Genomic DNA, 17,306 nt, shown 5'->3' on the forward strand with positions numbered 1-17,306 from the left:
TCCTCACACGGAGGCGTCGACGAGGCGGTAGCCGACGCCGCGGATCGTGTCGAAGTGCTCGGCGCCGATCTTGCGGCGCAGGTACCGCACGTAGACGTCCACGACGTTCGATCCGGGGTCGAAGTCGTAGCCCCACACCTCGGACAGCAGCCGCTCGCGCGTGAGCACGTCGCCCGGGTTGCGCATGAACGTCTCGGCGAGGGCGAACTCGCGGGCCGACAGGTCCACCTCGGTGTCGTCCACGCGCATGCGCCGCGTGCGCAGGTCGAGCTGCAGCCGGCCGTGCACGAGCACGTTCCCGCGGCCGCCCTGCGCCGGTGCCCGCAGCCGCAGCCGGATGCGGGCGAGCAGCTCCTCGAACCGGAACGGCTTGGCCATGTAGTCGTCCGCACCGGACTCCAGGCCGGCGACGGTGTCGGTCACCGACGAGCGCGCGGTGAGCACGATGACGGGCAGCTCGTACCGCTCGCCGCGCAGCAGCCGCAGCACCTCGAAGCCGTCCATGTCGCCCAGGCCGAGGTCGAGCACGAGCAGGTCGACGCCGCCGCGCTCGACGTGCTCGAGCGCGAGCTCGCCGGTGGCGACGGTCGTCGCCTCGTAGCCGTGCGCGCGCAGGCCCTTGGCGACGAAGGCGGCGATCCGCTCCTCGTCCTCGGCGATGAGGATGTGGGTCATCGGTGGGGCTCCACGAGGTCGTAGGACACGTCGGACGCGCCGTCGACGAGGCCGACGGCGGGCAGGTCGAGGACGAAGACGACGCCGGGGCCGGCGCCGGGGGGCGGGTGCTCGAGGAACACCCGGCCGCCGTGGGCCGTGACGATCGCGGCGACGATCGGCAGGCCGAGCCCCGCGCCGTGCTGCACCCGGTCGGCCTGCCCGCGGTGGAAGCGCTCGAAGATCCGCTCCTCCTCCTCGGGCGGCACACCCGGCCCCTCGTCGCGCACCCACAGCAGCAGGCGCTCGCCGGCGACCTCGCTGCCGAGACGCACGGTCGACCCGGGGGCGGAGAACCGGACGGCGTTCGCGAGCAGCTGGAGCCACGCCTGCGTGATGCGCTGCGCGTCGAGGTGCGCGGTGACGTCGGCACGGGAGACGACGACGAACCGCCGCTCGCCGAGGCCGCGCGCCTTCTCCAGGACGTCGTCCGTCAGCCGGCCGACGTCGACCGGCGCGGGCCGCACGAAGTCGGGCCGGTCCGCGGTCGCCAGGGTCACGAGGTCGTCGACGAGGCGCTGCATGCGGTCGAGCTCGTCCAGCGCGAGCGCCTGGGTGGCGCGCACGTCGGCGGCGTCGGAGGGGTCGAGGAGCTCGAGGTGCCCGCGGACGATCGTCAGCGGCGTCCGCAGCTCGTGACCGACGTCGTCGAGCAGCTCGCGCTGCGAGCCGAAGGCGCGCTCGAGCCGGTCGAGCATCGCGTTGACCGAGCCCGCCAGGTCGGCGAGGTCGTCCGAGCCCCGCACGGCGATCCGCTCGGACAGGTCGGACTCGGTGACGCGACGCACGGTGTCGCGCAGCAGGCGCACGGGGCGCAGCATCCGCCCGACGACGAACCACGCGACGACCGACACGACCACGAGCGCGAACAGGCCGACGGCGGAGTACGTGAGCACGACGCGCCGGACGTCGGCCGTCAGGGCGGAGCGGTCGAACGCGACGACGAAGAGCCCCTCCGACTCCGGCTCCGCCTCGATCCGCACCGGCACGGCGACCAGCCGGTACTCGGTGACCGCCGTGCGGACGGTGCGGGGGCGCGCGTCGCGGCCGCGGTCGTCGGCGTGCGCGCGCAGCCAGGCCATGAGCTCCTCGTCCGTGTCGAGCCGCACCGCACCGGTCTCGTCGGCGGGCCGCCAGCCCAGCTGCCCGTCCTGGAGGGCGAGCACGCCCTCGTGCTCACCCGGCACGCGCGCCTCGACGGCCTCGCGCAGCAACCGGTCGAGCGAGGTCCAGGGCACGCGCTCGTTCTCGTCCCCGGGGCTCGGCTCACCCGCCTCGAGGGCGCGCAGCGCCGCCACCGCGCGCGTCAGGGAGTCGGCGATCCGCGCGTCGGCGTCGCGCTGCTGCAGGGCGAGACCCGTCGCGCCGGCGACGGTCAGGGCCGTGGCGGTGAGGGCCACGACCGCCGCGAGCAGCCGGGTCCGGACGGTGGCGCCGGCCCGGCCCGGCCGCGTGCCCTGCGGGTCGACGGCCGAGCCGCCGTGACCCGCCGCGCTCGCCATGGCGCCCAGTATGGTCGGGTGTCCGACACCCGGTGAAGGTCGTCCCGTTTCGTCGCGTGCGCGCCTCAGGCGCCGGGCAGGATCCCGCGCTCGATCGCGACCGTCACCGCACGGGTGCGGTCGTCCACGCCGAGCTTCGCGAACGCGCGGAGCAGGTGGGTCTTGACCGTCGCCTCGGTGATGAACAGCTCCCGCCCGACGGCGGCGTTCGACAGGCCGCGGGCCACGCCGGCCAGGACCTCGACCTCCCGCGGCGTCAGGCGCTCGGCCGTGTCCCCGCGCACCTGCTGGACGAGCCGACGCGCGACCGACGGGGACAGCGCGGACTCCCCGCGGGCCGCGGCGCGCACCCCCGCGACGAGCTGGTCGCGCGGGGTGTCCTTCAGCAGGTACCCGGTGGCGCCCGCCTCGACGGCACGCAGGATGTCGGTGTCGGTCTCGTACGTCGTGAGCACGAGCACGTGGACCCCCGGCAGGGTCGCGACGATGCGGGCGGTCGCGTCCGCGCCGTCCGTCCCCGGCATGCGCAGGTCCATGAGGACGAGGTCCGGGCGCAGCGACGTCGCGAGCGCGACCGCCTCCTCGCCGTCGCCGGCCTCGCCGACCACCTCGACGTCGGGCTCGAGCGCGAGCAGGCCCGTCAGCCCGGAACGGACGACGGGGTGGTCGTCGGCGACGAGGACGCGGACGGTGCTCACGGCTGCTCCTGCGGGTGCGCGGGCGGGACGGTGGGGTCGGCGGGTGCGGTGCGGACGGTGTCGGGGTCGTCGGCGGCCGCCGGGGCGGGGACGCGCAGGCGCACGCGCGTGCCCGCGCCCGGGGCACCGCTGACGTCGAGCGCGCCGCCCGCGGCGTCCACGCGGGCGCGCATGCCCCGCAGCCCGTTGCCCTCGGACGTGCCGGGGGCGAGCCCGGTGCCGTCGTCGACGACCTCCAGGAGGACGTCGTCGCCCGTGCGGACCAGGCGCAGCGTGACCGACGAGGCGGCCGCGTGCTTGCGGACGTTCGCGAGCGCCTCCTGGGCCGCGCGCAGCAGCACGACCTGCTGCTCGCGCCCGACGCCGTCGTCGGTCACGTCCTCGACCTGCACGCGCACCCCGGTCTCCTCCCCGAACCGCTGCGCGAGCCGGCGCAGCGCCGCCGCGAGCCCGCCGTCGTCGAGCCCCGGCGGGGCGAACGCCGCGACGAGCGCGCGCGCCTCGGCGAGGTTGTCCCGCGCGACGTCCTCGATGTGGCGCAGCCGCGTGCGCGCCTGGTCGACCCGGTCGTGGTCCAGCTCCGCGGACGCCGCCTGCGCGAGCATGACGACCGACGTGAAGCCCTGCGCGAGCGTGTCGTGGATCTCCCCGGCGAGCCGCGCCCGCTCGGCGAGCACGCCGGACGCGTGGTGCGACGCCGCGAGCTCGTCCTGCGCCGCGCGCAGCTCGTCGAGCAGGTACGCGCGCTCCTCGCTCTGCTCCGCGACCTGCGTGACCCACAGGCCCAGGACGACCGCGAACACGAGCGCGACGGCGAACTGCCCGGCGATCTCGGCCAGGCCCGCGCCGTCCGGACGCAGCCGTGTGCTCGCGGACGCGGTGATGCCGACGGTCAGCGCCACGCTCCACAGCACGCCCGCCACCCGGCGGCGGCTGAAGAACCAGATGTGGGAGTACGCGACGAACAGCAGCACGCTGCCGATGCCTCCGAGCCCGACCTGCACGACCATCACGACGACGAGCACGGCGAGGTAGGCGTCGGCGCGGTGCGGGTCCCCGCGCAGGGCGGCCTGCCTGCCGAGCAGGGCGTAGGCGACCACGAGCACCGCGACGTGGACGAGCGCGAGGACCGTGCGGTGCGCGGGCATGGCGTCGACGAGGAGGGCGACCGTGTAGACGCCCAGCATCGCGACGAAGAAGAGGTCCCACGTCCGCAGCGTGCGCAGCCAGAAGCCGTGCCGGTCGACGCCCTCGTCCTCGGACGCGTCCGCGGCCGGCGGGGGAGCGGAGGCGCTCATGACGCGACCCTCTCACGCCGCGGCCGGCCGCCGCCGGGAGCACCCGACGGACGGCCGGCCACATGCGACGAGGGCGCGCTCACCCGTCGTCCCGGCGCCGCCAGCGGAACGTCCGGACCCCGACGACCAGACCCGCCACGAGCCACGCGACCAGCACCGCCGCGGTCGCGCCGTGCTGCCACGATCCCGACGGCTCGAGGACCTGCGCCTCGTCGGGCAGGAACACCGACCGCATGCCCTGCACGAGCCACTTGAGCGGGAACAGGCCCGCGACCTGCTGCATCCACCCGGGCAGCTCGTCGAACCGGAAGAACACCCCCGAGATGAACTGCAGCACGAGCACGATCGGCATGACGACGGCCGTGACCGACCGTCCCGAGCGCGGCACGGAGGAGAACGCGACGCCGCAGACCGAGCCCGCGGCCGTGCCGAGCACGGCCACCCAGGCGAAGGTCCACCAGCGGCCCGGGTCGTCGGGCAGCGGGACGTCGAACGCGACCGCGGCCACGAGCAGCAGGAGGGCCGTCTGGGCACCCGTCGTGACGAGCACCTGCCCCGTCTTGCCGAGGAAGTACCCGGCGGCGGGCAGCGGGGTCGACCGCAGCCGCTTCAGCGTGCCGTCGTCCCGCTCGACCGCGACGGAGATCGCGAGCGTCTGGAAGCTCGACAGCATGACGCCGGTCCCGAGCATGCCGGGCAGGAAGTACTGCGGGAACGTCACGCCCGAGCCGGCCAGCACCTCCTCCTGGCGCCCGAAGACGGTCGCGAAGATCGCGAGCATGAGCACGGGGTAGAGGAAGACGAACACCACCGCGTCGCGCTCGCGGGCGAAGCCCTTGACCTCCCACGCGGTCCGGGCGAGGGCCAGGCGCAGCAGGCCGGGCAGGCGGGGCGCGGCCGCCGGGCGGCTCCCGCGGACGGCGCGGTCGGACGTGGTCGTGGTCATCGGGACCCCTCCAGGACGTCGGTGCGGGCGGCGGGCGCGGTCACCGCGGGCGACGGCACCTCGCCGATGAGCTCGAGGTAGACGTCCTCGAGCGTGGGGCGCAGGACCTGCAGGCCCGGCACCTCGCCGAACCGCTCGGCGAGGCGCGCGACGAGCGCGGTCGGGGTGTCGGTCGCCTCCTCGTGCACCGTGCCGTCGGCCGTCCACCGCACGCGGGCACGGCGGGCGGTGCGCCCGCCCAGGTCGGCCGGCGGCCCCTCGGCGACGACGCGCCCGCCCGCGACGACGACCACCCGGTCGGCGAGGCGCTCGGCCTCGTCCAGGTAGTGCGTGGTGAGCAGGATCGTCGTGCCCTCGTCGCGCAGCCGCTCCACGAGGTCCCAGAACTCCAGTCGGGCCTGCGGGTCGAAGCCGGTCGTCGGCTCGTCGAGGAACAGCAGCTCGGGGTCGCCGACGACGCCGAGCGCGACGTCCAGGCGCCGCCGCTGCCCGCCCGAGAGCTGCCGCGCCCGGGTCCCCGCCTTCTCGCGCAGCCCGACGGCGTCGATGACGTCCTCGGGGTCGCGCGGCGCCGGGTAGAACGTGGCGACGTGGTGCACGAACTCGCGGACCGTCGCCTCCGCCAGGTCCTCCGTGGACTGGAGCACCACGCCGAGGCGCGCACGCCACGCGCGGCCGGCGGAGGCCGGGTCCTCGCCGAGCACGCGCACGTGCCCGGCGTCGGCGCGGCGGAACCCCTCGAGCGTCTCGACGGTCGTCGTCTTGCCCGCCCCGTTCGGCCCGAGCAGGGCCACGATCTCCCCGTGCTCGACCCGCAGGTCGAGCCCGTCGACGGCGCGCTTGTCGCCGTAGGTCTTCCGCAGCCCGCGCACCTCGACGGCGGGGCTGCCGGTCGTCGTCGTCATGGCACCAGCGTCCGGCGGGGACGGGTGCCGGCGGGACGACCGCCCGGCCGTGCCCGCCGTCCACCGACCGGTGGACGGCGGCGTCCTCCGCGCGACGGCCCGCGTCAGGCCGGCGCCTGGGGTGGCTGCGTCAGGTGGGGGGGTCAGCGCGCCTCGCGGAGCAGGGCCTGCACGCGGCCCACGCCCTCGACGAGGTCGTCGTCCCCGAGGGCGTAGGACAGGCGCAGGTACCCGCTCGGCCCGAACGCCTCGCCGGGCACGACCGCGACCTCCGCCTCCTCGAGGATCACCTCGGCCAGCTCCGCGGACGTCGTGGGCGTCCGGCCGCGGATCGTGCGGCCGAGCACGCCCTCGACGGACGGGTAGGCGTAGAAGGCGCCCTGCGGCGCGGGGCAGCGGACGCCGTCGATCGCGTTGAGCATCTCGACCATGCGCCGGCGGCGGCGGTCGAAGGCCGACCGCATCTCGTCGACGGCGGACAGGTCGCCGGTCAGCGCCGCGACGGCCGCGCGCTGCGACACGTTGGCGACGTTCGAGGTCAGGTGCGACTGGAAGTTCGTCGCGGCCTTGATGACGTCCGACGGGCCGATCATCCAGCCCACGCGCCACCCGGTCATCGCGTACGTCTTCGCGACGCCGTTGAGCACGATCGTCGTGTCGGCGAGCTCGGGCACCGCGCGCACCACGGGGGTGAACACCGCGTCGTCGTAGGTCAGGTGCTCGTAGATCTCGTCCGTGATGACCCAGATGCCGTGCTCGAGCGCCCAGCGGCCGATCTCGGCGGTCTGCTCCGGGGAGTAGACCGCGCCCGTCGGGTTCGAGGGCGAGTTGAACAGCAGCGCCTTCGTCCGGGGCGTGCGCGCCGCCTCGAGCTGCTCGACGGTGACGAGGTACCCCTGGTCGACCCCGGCGAACACCTCGACGGGCTCGGCCCCGGTGAGGCGGATCGCCTCGGGGTACGTCGTCCAGTACGGCGCGGGCAGGAGCACCTCGTCGCCCGGGTCGAGCACGGCGGCGAACGCCTGGAACACGGCCTGCTTGCCGCCGTTCGTCACGAGCACGTCGGCCGGGCGCACGGCGTAGCCGGAGTCGCGCTCGGTCTTCGCGGCGATCGCCTCGCGCAGGGCCGGCAGGCCCGCGGCGGGGGAGTAGCGGTGGTTGACCGGGTCCTGGGCCGCCGCGACGGCGGCCTCGACGACGTACGCCGGCGTCGGGAAGTCGGGCTCGCCCGCGCCGAACCCGATGACGGGCCGGCCGGCGGCCTTGAGGGCCTTGGCGCGTGCGTCGACCGCCAGCGTGGCGGACTCCGCGATGGCGGCGAGGCGCGCGGAGACACGCGCGGGGGCGGACGTCGTCGTCGGGGTGCTCTGCTCGCTCACCCGGCCATCCTGGCAGAGGGCGGTGGTGGCGTCCGCCCGATTCCGCCGGCCGGGCGGGCGGCTCGCGGGGGCGGCGCGGAGGCCGTCCCGCGCACGGGTTCGACCCAGCGGCGTCGGTCGCGTAGAGTGGAGCCTCGGCGGTTGACGTCCGCCATGATGAGCCACGCCCGGAGCCGGGCGTCCGGCGGGTCGTGGCGAGCAGCAGCCGCCGTAGGGCAGTGGCGCAATTGGTAGCGCAGCGGTCTCCAAAACCGCAGGTTGCAGGTTCGAGTCCTGTCTGCCCTGCGCACGCGGACCGGTCCGGGCCGTCGAGCTTCTCGAGGTCCGGTCCGGGTCGCGAGCAGGACCGCCGGACGGTCCGGCGCGTCGCGTCGGCCCGCTCGCGCGTCCGATCGACCCGGGTGCGCTGCGCCCGAGTCACGGGACACCGTCATCCGACGGTCACGAGACAAGGGGCCAGACGTGAGCGATACCGCTGCCGCTGCGGCGTCCGACGCCGAGGGCTCGGCCCCGCGCCGGGGCGAGTCGCCGCGCCGCGAGGAGACCCGCCGGGGCCTGTTCGCCCGCATCGCGCTCTTCGTGCGCCAGGTCGTCGCCGAGCTCAAGAAGGTCGTCCGCCCGACGCGCCAGGAGCTGGGCACCTACACGACCGTCGTGCTCGTCTTCGTCGCCGTCGTGATGCTGTTCGTGACGCTCGTCGACCTGGGCATCGGTCAGCTGACGTTCTGGCTCTTCGGGTGAGCCGGGCCGGCGCGAGCCGGCCGAACCACCCCCGCGGCGCGGGCGCCCGCGCACCCGCCGGCGCGCGCCGGACGAACCACCTCCAGAAAGCAGGTTGCACGTGTCGCAGGACTCGTACGAGCCCACCCCGGCCGACGCCGAGCTGGCCGACGCCCTGACGTCCGTCGACGCCGTCGACGCCGGACCCGGGCACGAGGTCGACGACGAGCCGGCCGAGGTCGCGTCGGACGACGAGGCGACCGAGGGCGACGACGCGGTCGCCGCGCCCGCCGAGGAGGACGACGCGGTCGCCGCGCCGGTCGAGGAGGCCGCCGAGGAGGACGACGCGACGGACCCCGACGAGGACCCGGTCGCCGCGTTCAAGGCCAAGCTGCGCCGCCTGCCCGGCGACTGGTACGTCATCCACTCGTACGCCGGCTACGAGAACCGCGTGAAGGCGAACCTCGAGTCGCGCACGCAGTCCCTCAACATGGAGGACTACATCCACCAGGTGGAGGTCCCCATGGAGGAGGTCGTGGAGATCAAGAACGCGCAGCGCAAGATCGTCAAGCGCGTGCGGATCCCCGGCTACGTCCTCGTCCGCATGGACCTCACCGACGAGTCGTGGGGCGCCGTCCGGCACACGCCGGGCGTCACCGGCTTCGTCGGCCACACGCACCAGCCGGTGCCGCTGACGCTCGACGAGGTCTTCTCGATGCTCGCGCCGTCGCTCGAGACGAAGGCGCCCGCGCAGCAGGCCACGAAGGCCGCCGCGAAGCCCGTCGAGGTCGACTTCACGGTCGGGGAGTCGGTCACCGTCACCGACGGCGGCCCCTTCGACACGCTGCCCGCGACGATCTCCGAGATCAACGTCGAGAGCCAGAAGCTCAAGGTCCTCGTCTCGCTCTTCGGCCGGGAGACCCCGGTCGAGCTGTCCTTCAGCCAGGTCTCGAAGATCTGACCTGCTGATCCGCCCCCGCGCTGCGGGGGCTGCAACCGGGTCATCGCCCACGGCGTCGGCCCACGACACGAACGGAAGGCACCATGCCCCCCAAGAAGAAGGTCACCGGCCTGATCAAGCTCCAGATCAACGCCGGTGCCGCGACCCCTGCGCCGCCCATCGGCCCGGCGCTGGGTCAGCACGGCGTCAACATCATGGAGTTCTGCAAGGCGTACAACGCGGCGACCGAGTCGCAGCGCGGCAACGTCATCCCCGTCGAGATCACGGTGTACGAGGACCGCTCGTTCACCTTCATCACGAAGACGCCGCCGGCCGCCGAGCTGATCAAGAAGGCCGCGGGCGTGGCCAAGGGCTCCCCGACGCCGCACACGACGAAGGTCGCGTCGCTGACGAAGGACCAGGTCCGCGAGATCGCGAGCACCAAGCTCGAGGACCTCAACGCGAACGACCTCTCCGCCGCCGAGAAGATCATCGCCGGCACCGCGCGCTCCATGGGCATCACCGTCCAGGACTGAGCGCCCGCTCGACCCCGGCCCGGGCACCCGTCCGGGCCGACCCCAGTGGCAGGGCCCTGTGCGGCCCGTTCGACCACGACTGCTGACAGGAGAACAGGCAGATGCCGAAGCACAGCAAGGCGTACCGCTCCGCGCTCGAGAAGATCGAGCCGGGCCGCGTCTACGCCCCCCTCGAGGCCGTGCGCCTCGCCCAGGCGACGTCGACCACCAAGTACGACGCGACCGTCGAGGTCGTGTTCCGCCTCGGTGTCGACCCGCGCAAGGCGGACCAGATGGTCCGCGGCACGGTCAACCTCCCGAACGGCACGGGCAAGACCGCCCGCGTCATCGTCTTCGCCGTCGGCGAGCGTGCCGAGCAGGCGCGCGCCGCGGGTGCGGACGAGGTCGGCGGCGACGAGCTCATCGCCAAGGTCGCCGACGGCTACACGGACTTCGACTCCGCGGTCGCCACGCCCGACCTCATGGGCAAGGTCGGCCGCCTCGGCAAGGTCCTCGGTCCCCGCGGCCTCATGCCGAACCCGAAGACCGGCACCGTGACGATGGACGTGGCCAAGGCCGTGTCCGACATCAAGGGCGGCAAGATCGAGTTCCGTGTCGACCGCCACGCGAACCTGCACTTCATCATCGGCAAGACGTCGTTCTCCGACGTCCAGCTGGTGGAGAACTACGCGGCGGCGCTCGACGAGATCCTGCGTCTGAAGCCGGCGGCGTCGAAGGGTCGCTACATCACGAAGGCGACGATCTCGACGACGAACGGCCCGGGCATCCTGCTCGACCAGAACAAGACGCGGAACCTCACCGTGGAGGAGGACGCGGCCTGACGCCCGTCCCCCTCGTCACGACGGCCCGGCACCCCGAGGGGTGCCGGGCCGTCGTGCGTCCTGCGACCGCGGGGAGAACTCGCCGACCCGGGGTGGTTCGCGCCGGCACACCGCCGCGCGTGCTCCGTCGCCGGCTCGCCGCGCTCCTGCCCGACACCGCGGCCGCCCGGTAGCACGTCGGAACGTCGTGAACGGACGAACCGCGCACGAGGGTGCGCCCTCCGGGGCCAGCCCTCGCCGCCCGCAGGTCGACGAGGGCTGGCCGGCACGTCAGCAGGGCGCGCCCGTGCCGCTCCTCACCACGCGAGCCACTCGGTGACGCAGACCCCGTACGCGCTCGTGCACAGCAGCCGCACCGGCCCCTCGGGGTGCGCCTCGATGCGGAAGTAGCCCACCTCGTCGGTGTCGGTCGACGCGACGTCCCCGTCCGGGCGGCGCAGCGTGACCCGGCCCGGCCGGGCAGGGATGAGCTGACCCTCCACGGCTCGCTCACCCACCTCCACCTCGACACCCACGCCGTCGCCCTCGAAGACGAGGGTGCGCGACGGCTGGCCCGAGCGGTCGCGCACGCCGGCGAGGGGCGCGTGGCCGAGCGAGTCGTGGACGAGGCCGAGCAGCAGCAGGTCGGCGTCGAGCTCCTCGCGCAGCGCGAGCATGCCGCGGTGCGCGGAGTAGGCGACACGGGCGGTCGCGGCGACCTGCTCGCGCAGTGCCGCCTCGGCGAGCGCCTCGCGCAGCTCCGCGGCGAGCCGGTCGTCGTCCGGCCACAGCCCGTCGGGGAGCCCGTCGGGCCCGTGCGTGTCATCCGAGTGCCAGGACATCGCGGCCCCCTTCGCCGAGTGCGGCGCCGCTGGGCGCCGCGAGGTAGCTGGTCATGGCCGCCGTCCGCCGCAGCCTCGCGAGCCCACGCTGCCGGGTCGGCCCGATCGAGCCCACCGGGATGCCGAGCTGCGCCGACACCTCCTGGTAGCTGGGTGGTGGGTCGGTCGCGAGCAGGAGGAGCAGCTCGCGCTGGTGGCTGGGCAGCTCGTCGAGCGCAGCGTGCAGCGCGGCGTACCGCTCCGAGCGGAGCAGCTCGCTGTCCAGCTCGGTGTCGTCCTGCGCGTCGAAGTGGCCCGTGGTGGGGTCGACCGGCACGGACCGGCGGCTGAGGTTCGCCGTGCGGATGCACTCGTGGCGGGTCGCGGTGGCGATCCACCCGGGCAGGGCCGCGGGCTCCCGCAGGTCGGCGAGGTGCTCGAGCAGGTTGAGCCACACCGTCTGGGCCACGTCCTCGGCCTGCTGGGGCGTGAGCCGGAACTGGCGCACGCGCGCCATCACGAGGTTGGTGTGCCGGTGCACGATCTCGGCCCAGGACAGCTCGTCGCCGGCGAGCGCACCGCTCACGAGTCGGCTCGTCGACCGTTCCGCATACGGTTCGCCCATCTCCTGCGCGCTGTTCATCGCGCTTCCCTTCGGTGTGTCCGCTTTGTCCCGGACGCCATCATCCCGCTCGACGAGGCACGTGCCCAGCACCTCACACCCCCGGCAGGATCCGCAGGGCCTTGCCGAAGTCGGCGACCGGCCGGCCGGCCGCCAGGAGCTCGCGGACGGCCTGTGTGCTGGAGAGCCGGTGCTCCGTCATGGCGCGGGCGACGGCGCCGGCGACCTGCGGGGCGGCGAACGACGTCCCGGTCCAGCAGGCCCACGCGTCACGCCCGAAGGTCTGCGGCTCGGCCGCCACGTCGGGAGCCTGCGAGCCCGCGACGTAGGTGGAGACGACGCCCTCGCCCACGGTCGAGACGTCCACCCAGTGCCCGCGTGACGACCACCTCGTCGGTCGCAGCGTCGACGTCAGCGCGCCCACTGCGACCACGCGGCCGAACGCCGCAGGCCACACGGGGACCCGGGTGCCCGCGTTGCCCGCCGCGGCGACGATCACCGTCTCCCACCCGCGCGCGGCCTCGATCTCGCGCACGACGTCGAGCGCGGCGGCCAGCGCGAGCGGCGGCTCGTCGAAGTACGTCGACGTGCCGAGGGAGAGGTTGACGACCTGGGCGTTCTCCCGCACCGCGCGGATGAGGGCGCACGCGACGTCCACGTCGCTGGCGGTCCCGCTCGTGGTCAGGGACCGGTGCGCGATGATCTCGGCGCCCGGGGCGACCTGCGCGACGATCCCGGCCACGAACGTCCCGTGGCCCGCCGAGACGTCGAGGTACCCGTCCGCGGGGTCGGCGTCCAGCGGGTCGACGTTCGACGCGGGTCCCGCGTCGGCGGCGATGCGCGCGACGTCCCCGAGCCACCCGTCGGACCGGGGCTCGGCCACCACGCCGGTGTCGATGACCGCGACGCGCACGCCCCGGCCGTGCGAGCGGTCGACGGGCCCGTACTCCGCGAACGTCGCGAGCCCGGGGGCCGGCCTGCCCGAGCACGGCTTCATGACCGGCGACAGCGGCGTGACGTAGCTGAACGACGTCGCGTGGCCCTGGCGCCGCAGGTCGGTCACGAACCGGGTCAGCCGTGCATCGACGTCGTCGCCGTCACCGCGCAGCCGCACGACCCGGTCCTCGAGGTCGGGGCACCCGACCTCGACGCGCTCGAGCCGCTCGCGCCGGGCCTCGTCCTCGACGTCCGGCCAGGATGCGGCGCTCACGAGGACCTCGCCGCCGAGCACGAGTGCCCGCTCCTGGTCGCGCTGGTCGGGCAGCATCTCGACCCGGCCCCCGCCGCGCGCCCACCGACCCCTCACGCGCTCCCGCACCGCCAGCGCCCGACGCCGCACCTCCGGGTCGTCGCTGCCGTTGAGGAGCTCCCTCGCCTGCTGGTCGACGACGCGGCGAAGCCCGGGGTCGGCCACGAGGGGCGCGACGGCGGGTGCGTAGTCCCGTCCGAACGGTCGTCCCAGGGATCCCGGGTCGGTGCGGTAGGCGGTCAATGTTCCTCCTCGGAGCGGGTGCGGAGCCTACGATCGGCGGATGGCCAGGCCGGCGTCCGTGCTCCCGACGCACGCGGACCCCGCCGCTGTCGTCACGGAGGAGGGGCGTGACGTCCTCCTGATACACCTCTGGGGCGTGGTCGACGCGCACGAGGCCGACCCGAAGGAGGTCGAGCGGCGGGCGCGCGGGGCCGTCGAGCGGGCACGCCGCGACGCCGACGCCGAGCTGCTCTCGCTCGCGCTGCGTGCCCTCGCCTGGGTGCACCGCGTGCGACGCCAGCCCGTCGAGGCCCGCGGCCTGCTCGACGACGCCGTCATGACGGCGCGCCGTCACGGGCTGCGCGAGGTCGAGGGTGCGGTCCTGATGAGCCGCGCCTACCTGCGCCAGGAGATCGGCGACCTGGCCGGCGCGCGACGCGACCTCGACCGCGCGGTCGCGGAGCTCGACGCGGCGCAGGTCGCGCCCGAGCGGCTGCCCGCGGTCGGCCGTGCACGCCTGGCCCGGGCCGTGCTCGACCACAACGCGGGCCGGCTGGCGGACGCCGAGCAGGGCTATCTCCTCGTGCTCGACGTGCCGCAGCTGCCGGTCGGCATCCGGGTGGTCGCGTCGAACAACCTCGCGATGGTCCTGGCCGAGCGCGCCGCGCACGCCCGCGCGCTGCGGGTCGCGGAGGCGGCCGTCGTCGCCGCCGAGGGTGCGGGGCCGGCCATGCTCGCGCCGGCGCTGCAGACGCGTGGGTGGATCAACGTGCGCGCCGGGCGCCTCGCCGCGGGGCTGCGCGACTTCGAGCGCGCGTCGGCGGTCTACTCGGCTGCGGGCATCCCCCTGGGTGAGTACTACACGGAGTACGCCGACGCGATGGCGGACCTGCGTCTGCTGCCCGAGGCGGCCGCGGCGGCCGGGCGCGCGGAGGACGAGTTCGAGCGGGCCGGCCTCACGATGCTCGCGCTCGAGGCCGGCCTGCGCCGTGCGCGCGTCCTGCTCCTGTCCGGGGACGTCGAGGCGGCGGCCCGTGCCGCGGCGGAGCTGCGGGAGACGGCGCAGCGGCAGCGCCGCGCCCGGTGGCGTGACCGAGCCGCCCTGGTCGCGCTCGAGGCCGGGTACCTGCGGGGGGAGCCCCCGGGCGAGCACCTGTCGTCGGCGCGTCGGGTCGCTGGCCGCCTGGAACGGGCCGACGACGTGCTGACGGCGGTCGAGGCCCACGTCCTCTCGGGTCGCCTGGCCGAGCGTGCGGGGGACCGCCGCGGAGCGGTCCGCTCGTACGACCGGGCGGAGCGGCTCGCCGTCGACGGACCGGTGCTCGTCCGCGTCAAGGGGAAGGTCGCCGGTGCGCGGGCGGCGATGCTGCGGGGCGACGCCCGCGCAGCCGTGCAGTCGTGCGACGCCGGGCTGCGGGACCTGGCCGTCCACCGTGACCAGCTGCCGACGGTCGAGCTGCGCGCGCTGGCCTCGGGCCACGGGGTCGAGCTCGGCGCGATCGGGCTCGACGTCCACGCCCGCGACGGCACCCCGGCGCTGGTCCTGGACTGGATGGAGCGGACGCGTGCGCTCGCGCTGACGACGACGCTGCCGGCGGCCGGGACCTCGCGGCGCGCGCGCGGGGGCAGCGTGCGGGGCCGCACCCGCCTCGGGCTCGGGCGGCTGCGGGAGCGGCTGGAGGGGCGCGTGCTCGTCGAGCTCGGCCGCCACGGCTCGAGCCTCACGGCGGTCGTGGTCGAGCCCCGGCGTGCGCGCGTCGTCGAGCTCGGTCACGTGGAGCCCGTCCTCGCGCACCTGCCTCCGCTGGTGTTCGCGCTGCGTCGGCTCGCGAACCCGCGCAGCGGCGGCGCGGTAGCCGCTGCGCGCGAGAGCGCCGAGCTGCGCCTGCGCCTGCTGCGCGCGGCGCTCGTCGCACCCCTCGGGGTCGCGGAGGAGGCCGAGCTCGTCGTCGTCCCCGCCGGCGGCCTGCACGCGGCGCCGTGGTCGGCGCTGCACGGGGGGCCGGTCGGTCTCGCACCGTCGGTCGGCATGTGGGCGCGGACCCGCGAGCAGGGACCGGGCCCCCCGGTGGAGCGGCCTGTGCTGGTCGCCGGGCCGGACCTGGTCGGGGCCCGGCGGGAGGTCGAGGCGCTGCAGGAGGTGCACCCCTCGGCGCGCGTGCTCCAGCCGCACGAGGCGCAGGCCCGGGCCGTGCTCGGGGCGATGGCGGACGCGTCCCTCGTGCACCTGGCGTGCCACGGGACGCTGCGCACCGACAGCCCGATGTTCTCGGCGGTCTCGCTCGGGGACGGCCCGCTCACGGTGCAGGAGATCCACGAGGCCGCCGTCGCGCCGGCGCGGCTCGTCCTCGCGTCGTGCCACTCCGGCGCGGACGTGGCGTACGCGGGGGACGAGGTGCTCGGCTTCGTGAGCGCGATGCTGGCCCAGGGGACCCGGGGCGTCGTCGCGAGCAGCGCGGCCGTGCCCGACGTGGAGGTCGTCGACCTCATGGTGGCGCTGCACCGGCGGCTCGCCGCGGGGGAGACGATGGCGCGGGCGCTGCACGGTGCCCGCGGGGAGGTCGACCGCGACGCCCCGGGCGGGTTCGTGAACTGGTGCACCTTCGCCGCGCACGGCGGCGTCTGACGCGCCGGGGGCGAGCGCCGTCGTGCGATTTGGGAGCAGGCCCACGCGTGGCGTACGATGCTTGCGCCCAAGACCGCCGGTCGTCGGTCCGCTCGTCGGACCGGCCGAAGCTCCGCGACAGCGGGGGCCTGCGCAGGCGAGACTCACCGGACGTCCGTCCGACCGTACGTGCCCCGGCACGTGCCCGTCGACGCGCGCGTCCTGCCGAGCCCCGCGCCTGCGCGGGGCTCTTCTGTTTTCCCGGGGTGGCACGCCGGCGGCACCCTGATCGGAAGGAATGCCATGGCGAGGCCGGACAAGGCAGCCGCCGTCGCGGAGATCACGGAGCGCTTCCGTGCCTCCAACGCGGCCGTGCTGACCGAGTACCGCGGGCTCACCGTCGCGCAGCTCAAGACGCTGCGCAAGGCGCTCGGCGGGAACGCTCAGTACGCCGTGGTGAAGAACACGCTGACCGCGATCGCGGCCAAGGAAGCCGGCCTCGAGGGCCTCGACGACGGGCTCGCGGGCCCGTCGGCGATCGCCTTCGTCAACGGCGACCCGGTCGAGGCGGCCAAGGGTCTGCGTGACTTCGCCCGTGCGAACCCTGCGCTGGTCATCAAGGGGGGCGTCCTCGACGGCCGCCCGCTGACCGCGGAGGACATCACCAAGCTCGCGGACCTCGAGTCCCGCGAGGTGCTGCTGGCCAAGGCGGCCGGCGCGATGAAGGCCAAGCTCTACCAGGCCGCGTACCTGTTCACGGCTCCTGCCTCGCAGGCCGTGCGCACCGTCGAGGCCCTGCGCGCCAAGCGCGAGGAGTCGTCCGACACCGCTGCCTGAGCCCGACGCTCAGCCCGCAGCTCCCAGCAAGGACCCAGCACCCCCTGTCGCCGACCACCGGACGACGGGTCAGAACGGAAGGAACCGCCACCATGGCGAAGCTCACCACCGACGAGCTCATCGACGCGTTCAAGGAGCTCACGCTCATCGAGCTCTCCGAGTTCGTGAAGGCCTTCGAGGAGGTCTTCGAGGTCACCGCTGCCGCGCCGGCCGCCGTGGCCGTGGCCGCCCCCGCGGGCGGCGGCGCCGCCGACGCCCCGGCCGAGGAGGAGAAGGACTCCTTCGACGTCATCCTCGAGGCCGCCGGTGACAAGAAGATCCAGGTCATCAAGGAGGTGCGTGCCCTCACGAGCCTCGGCCTGAAGGAGGCCAAGGACCTCGTCGACGGCGCGCCGAAGCCGGTTCTCGAGGGCGCGAACAAGGAGACGGCCGACAAGGCGAAGGCGCAGCTCGAGGGCGCCGGCGCCACGGTCACCCTCAAGTGATCCGGGCCGGTCGGGCCGCCTGACGCA

Annotated in this window: 17 protein-coding genes and 1 tRNA gene; 8 read left to right on the plus strand and 10 right to left on the minus strand. The window is 74.9% G+C overall.

The window, feature by feature from the left end:
- Positions 1–3 precede the first annotated feature (3 nt).
- From FB586_RS09780 to FB586_RS09810, 7 genes are all read right to left on the minus strand, one after another.
- Positions 4–675, minus strand: a complete 672-nt coding sequence (locus FB586_RS09780) for a response regulator transcription factor (protein ID WP_136519149.1) — start codon at positions 673–675, stop codon at positions 4–6.
- Positions 672–2,216 (minus strand): sensor histidine kinase, encoded by a 1,545-nt coding sequence (locus FB586_RS09785; protein ID WP_136519150.1) that lies wholly within the window; start codon positions 2,214–2,216, stop codon positions 672–674. Before FB586_RS09785 ends, FB586_RS09780 begins: the two co-directional genes overlap by 4 nt.
- Before the next feature lie 65 nt (positions 2,217–2,281).
- Entirely contained in the window at positions 2,282–2,914 is a 633-nt protein-coding gene (locus FB586_RS09790; protein ID WP_136519151.1) for a response regulator, read from the minus strand.
- On the minus strand, positions 2,911–4,212 hold the full coding sequence (locus FB586_RS09795; protein WP_136519152.1) for a sensor histidine kinase: 1,302 nt from the start codon (positions 4,210–4,212) through the stop codon (positions 2,911–2,913). Before FB586_RS09795 ends, FB586_RS09790 begins: the two co-directional genes overlap by 4 nt.
- A gap of 79 nt (positions 4,213–4,291) precedes the next feature.
- Positions 4,292–5,158, minus strand: a complete 867-nt coding sequence (locus tag FB586_RS09800; protein WP_136519153.1) for an ABC transporter permease — start codon at positions 5,156–5,158, stop codon at positions 4,292–4,294.
- The gene (locus FB586_RS09805) at positions 5,155–6,063 is read right to left on the minus strand and encodes an ABC transporter ATP-binding protein (RefSeq protein ID WP_136519154.1); all 909 of its coding nucleotides are present in this window, start codon (positions 6,061–6,063) and stop codon (positions 5,155–5,157) included. The genes FB586_RS09800 and FB586_RS09805 overlap by 4 nt, the downstream gene beginning before the upstream one ends.
- Positions 6,064–6,206: 143 nt before the next feature.
- Positions 6,207–7,442, minus strand: coding sequence for a pyridoxal phosphate-dependent aminotransferase (locus tag FB586_RS09810; protein WP_136519155.1), 1,236 nt, complete (start codon positions 7,440–7,442; stop codon positions 6,207–6,209).
- 212 nt (positions 7,443–7,654) lie between these two features.
- Here FB586_RS09810 and FB586_RS09815 point away from each other — a divergent pair.
- The 5 genes from FB586_RS09815 to rplA all read left to right on the plus strand — a co-directional run bounded on the left by FB586_RS09815 (position 7,655) and on the right by rplA (position 10,459).
- A tRNA-Trp gene (locus FB586_RS09815) sits at positions 7,655–7,727 on the plus strand.
- Between the two features lie 177 nt (positions 7,728–7,904).
- Positions 7,905–8,183: a preprotein translocase subunit SecE gene (secE, locus tag FB586_RS09820; RefSeq protein WP_136519156.1), complete on the plus strand. Its 279-nt coding sequence runs from the start codon at positions 7,905–7,907 to the stop codon at positions 8,181–8,183.
- A gap of 100 nt (positions 8,184–8,283) precedes the next feature.
- Positions 8,284–9,123, plus strand: coding sequence for a transcription termination/antitermination protein NusG (gene nusG / locus FB586_RS09825; protein ID WP_136519157.1), 840 nt, complete (start codon positions 8,284–8,286; stop codon positions 9,121–9,123).
- Between the two features lie 83 nt (positions 9,124–9,206).
- Positions 9,207–9,638, plus strand: coding sequence for a 50S ribosomal protein L11 (rplK, locus tag FB586_RS09830; RefSeq protein WP_136519158.1), 432 nt, complete (start codon positions 9,207–9,209; stop codon positions 9,636–9,638).
- Positions 9,639–9,739: 101 nt separating this feature from the next.
- Entirely contained in the window at positions 9,740–10,459 is a 720-nt protein-coding gene (gene rplA, locus FB586_RS09835) for a 50S ribosomal protein L1 (protein WP_136519159.1), read from the plus strand.
- A gap of 296 nt (positions 10,460–10,755) precedes the next feature.
- Here rplA and FB586_RS09840 read toward each other — a convergent pair whose 3' ends face one another.
- The 3 genes from FB586_RS09840 to FB586_RS09850 all read right to left on the minus strand — a co-directional run bounded on the left by FB586_RS09840 (position 10,756) and on the right by FB586_RS09850 (position 13,373).
- Positions 10,756–11,280 (minus strand): hypothetical protein, encoded by a 525-nt coding sequence (locus tag FB586_RS09840; RefSeq protein ID WP_136519160.1) that lies wholly within the window; start codon positions 11,278–11,280, stop codon positions 10,756–10,758.
- Positions 11,261–11,845, minus strand: a complete 585-nt coding sequence (locus FB586_RS09845) for an RNA polymerase sigma factor (RefSeq protein ID WP_246036679.1) — start codon at positions 11,843–11,845, stop codon at positions 11,261–11,263. The genes FB586_RS09840 and FB586_RS09845 overlap by 20 nt, the downstream gene beginning before the upstream one ends.
- A 130-nt stretch (positions 11,846–11,975) precedes the next feature.
- Positions 11,976–13,373, minus strand: coding sequence for a S8 family peptidase (locus FB586_RS09850; protein WP_136519162.1), 1,398 nt, complete (start codon positions 13,371–13,373; stop codon positions 11,976–11,978).
- Positions 13,374–13,413: 40 nt separating this feature from the next.
- On the opposite strand from FB586_RS09850, the gene FB586_RS09855 reads away from it, so the two are divergent.
- From FB586_RS09855 to rplL, 3 genes are all read left to right on the plus strand, one after another.
- Positions 13,414–15,978, plus strand: coding sequence for a CHAT domain-containing protein (locus FB586_RS09855; protein WP_136519163.1), 2,565 nt, complete (start codon positions 13,414–13,416; stop codon positions 15,976–15,978).
- Between the two features lie 282 nt (positions 15,979–16,260).
- Entirely contained in the window at positions 16,261–16,794 is a 534-nt protein-coding gene (rplJ, locus tag FB586_RS09860) for a 50S ribosomal protein L10 (RefSeq protein ID WP_136519164.1), read from the plus strand.
- Positions 16,795–16,886: 92 nt separating this feature from the next.
- Positions 16,887–17,279, plus strand: coding sequence for a 50S ribosomal protein L7/L12 (gene rplL, locus FB586_RS09865; RefSeq protein WP_136519165.1), 393 nt, complete (start codon positions 16,887–16,889; stop codon positions 17,277–17,279).
- Positions 17,280–17,306 lie beyond the last annotated feature (27 nt).

Origin of the sequence: Cellulomonas telluris (assembly GCF_004886325.1) — a bacterium.
Lineage (GTDB): Bacteria > Actinomycetota > Actinomycetes > Actinomycetales > Cellulomonadaceae > Cellulomonas > Cellulomonas telluris.

Bases quoted from the DNA above. Each gene is read 5' to 3' on its own strand.
- rplJ (WP_136519164.1), top strand. From the start codon at position 16,261: ATGGCGAGGCCGGACAAGGCAGCCGCCGTCGCGGAGATCACGGAGCGC.
- rplL (WP_136519165.1), top strand. From the start codon at position 16,887: ATGGCGAAGCTCACCACCGACGAGCTCATCGACGCGTTCAAGGAGCTC.
- FB586_RS09795 (WP_136519152.1), bottom strand. From the start codon at position 4,212: ATGAGCGCCTCCGCTCCCCCGCCGGCCGCGGACGCGTCCGAGGACGAG.
- FB586_RS09780 (WP_136519149.1), bottom strand. From the start codon at position 675: ATGACCCACATCCTCATCGCCGAGGACGAGGAGCGGATCGCCGCCTTC.
- rplK (WP_136519158.1), top strand. From the start codon at position 9,207: ATGCCCCCCAAGAAGAAGGTCACCGGCCTGATCAAGCTCCAGATCAAC.
- rplA (WP_136519159.1), top strand. From the start codon at position 9,740: ATGCCGAAGCACAGCAAGGCGTACCGCTCCGCGCTCGAGAAGATCGAG.
- FB586_RS09785 (WP_136519150.1), bottom strand. From the start codon at position 2,216: ATGGCGAGCGCGGCGGGTCACGGCGGCTCGGCCGTCGACCCGCAGGGC.
- FB586_RS09800 (WP_136519153.1), bottom strand. From the start codon at position 5,158: ATGACCACGACCACGTCCGACCGCGCCGTCCGCGGGAGCCGCCCGGCG.
- FB586_RS09855 (WP_136519163.1), top strand. From the start codon at position 13,414: ATGGCCAGGCCGGCGTCCGTGCTCCCGACGCACGCGGACCCCGCCGCT.
- FB586_RS09840 (WP_136519160.1), bottom strand. From the start codon at position 11,280: ATGTCCTGGCACTCGGATGACACGCACGGGCCCGACGGGCTCCCCGAC.
- FB586_RS09805 (WP_136519154.1), bottom strand. From the start codon at position 6,063: ATGACGACGACGACCGGCAGCCCCGCCGTCGAGGTGCGCGGGCTGCGG.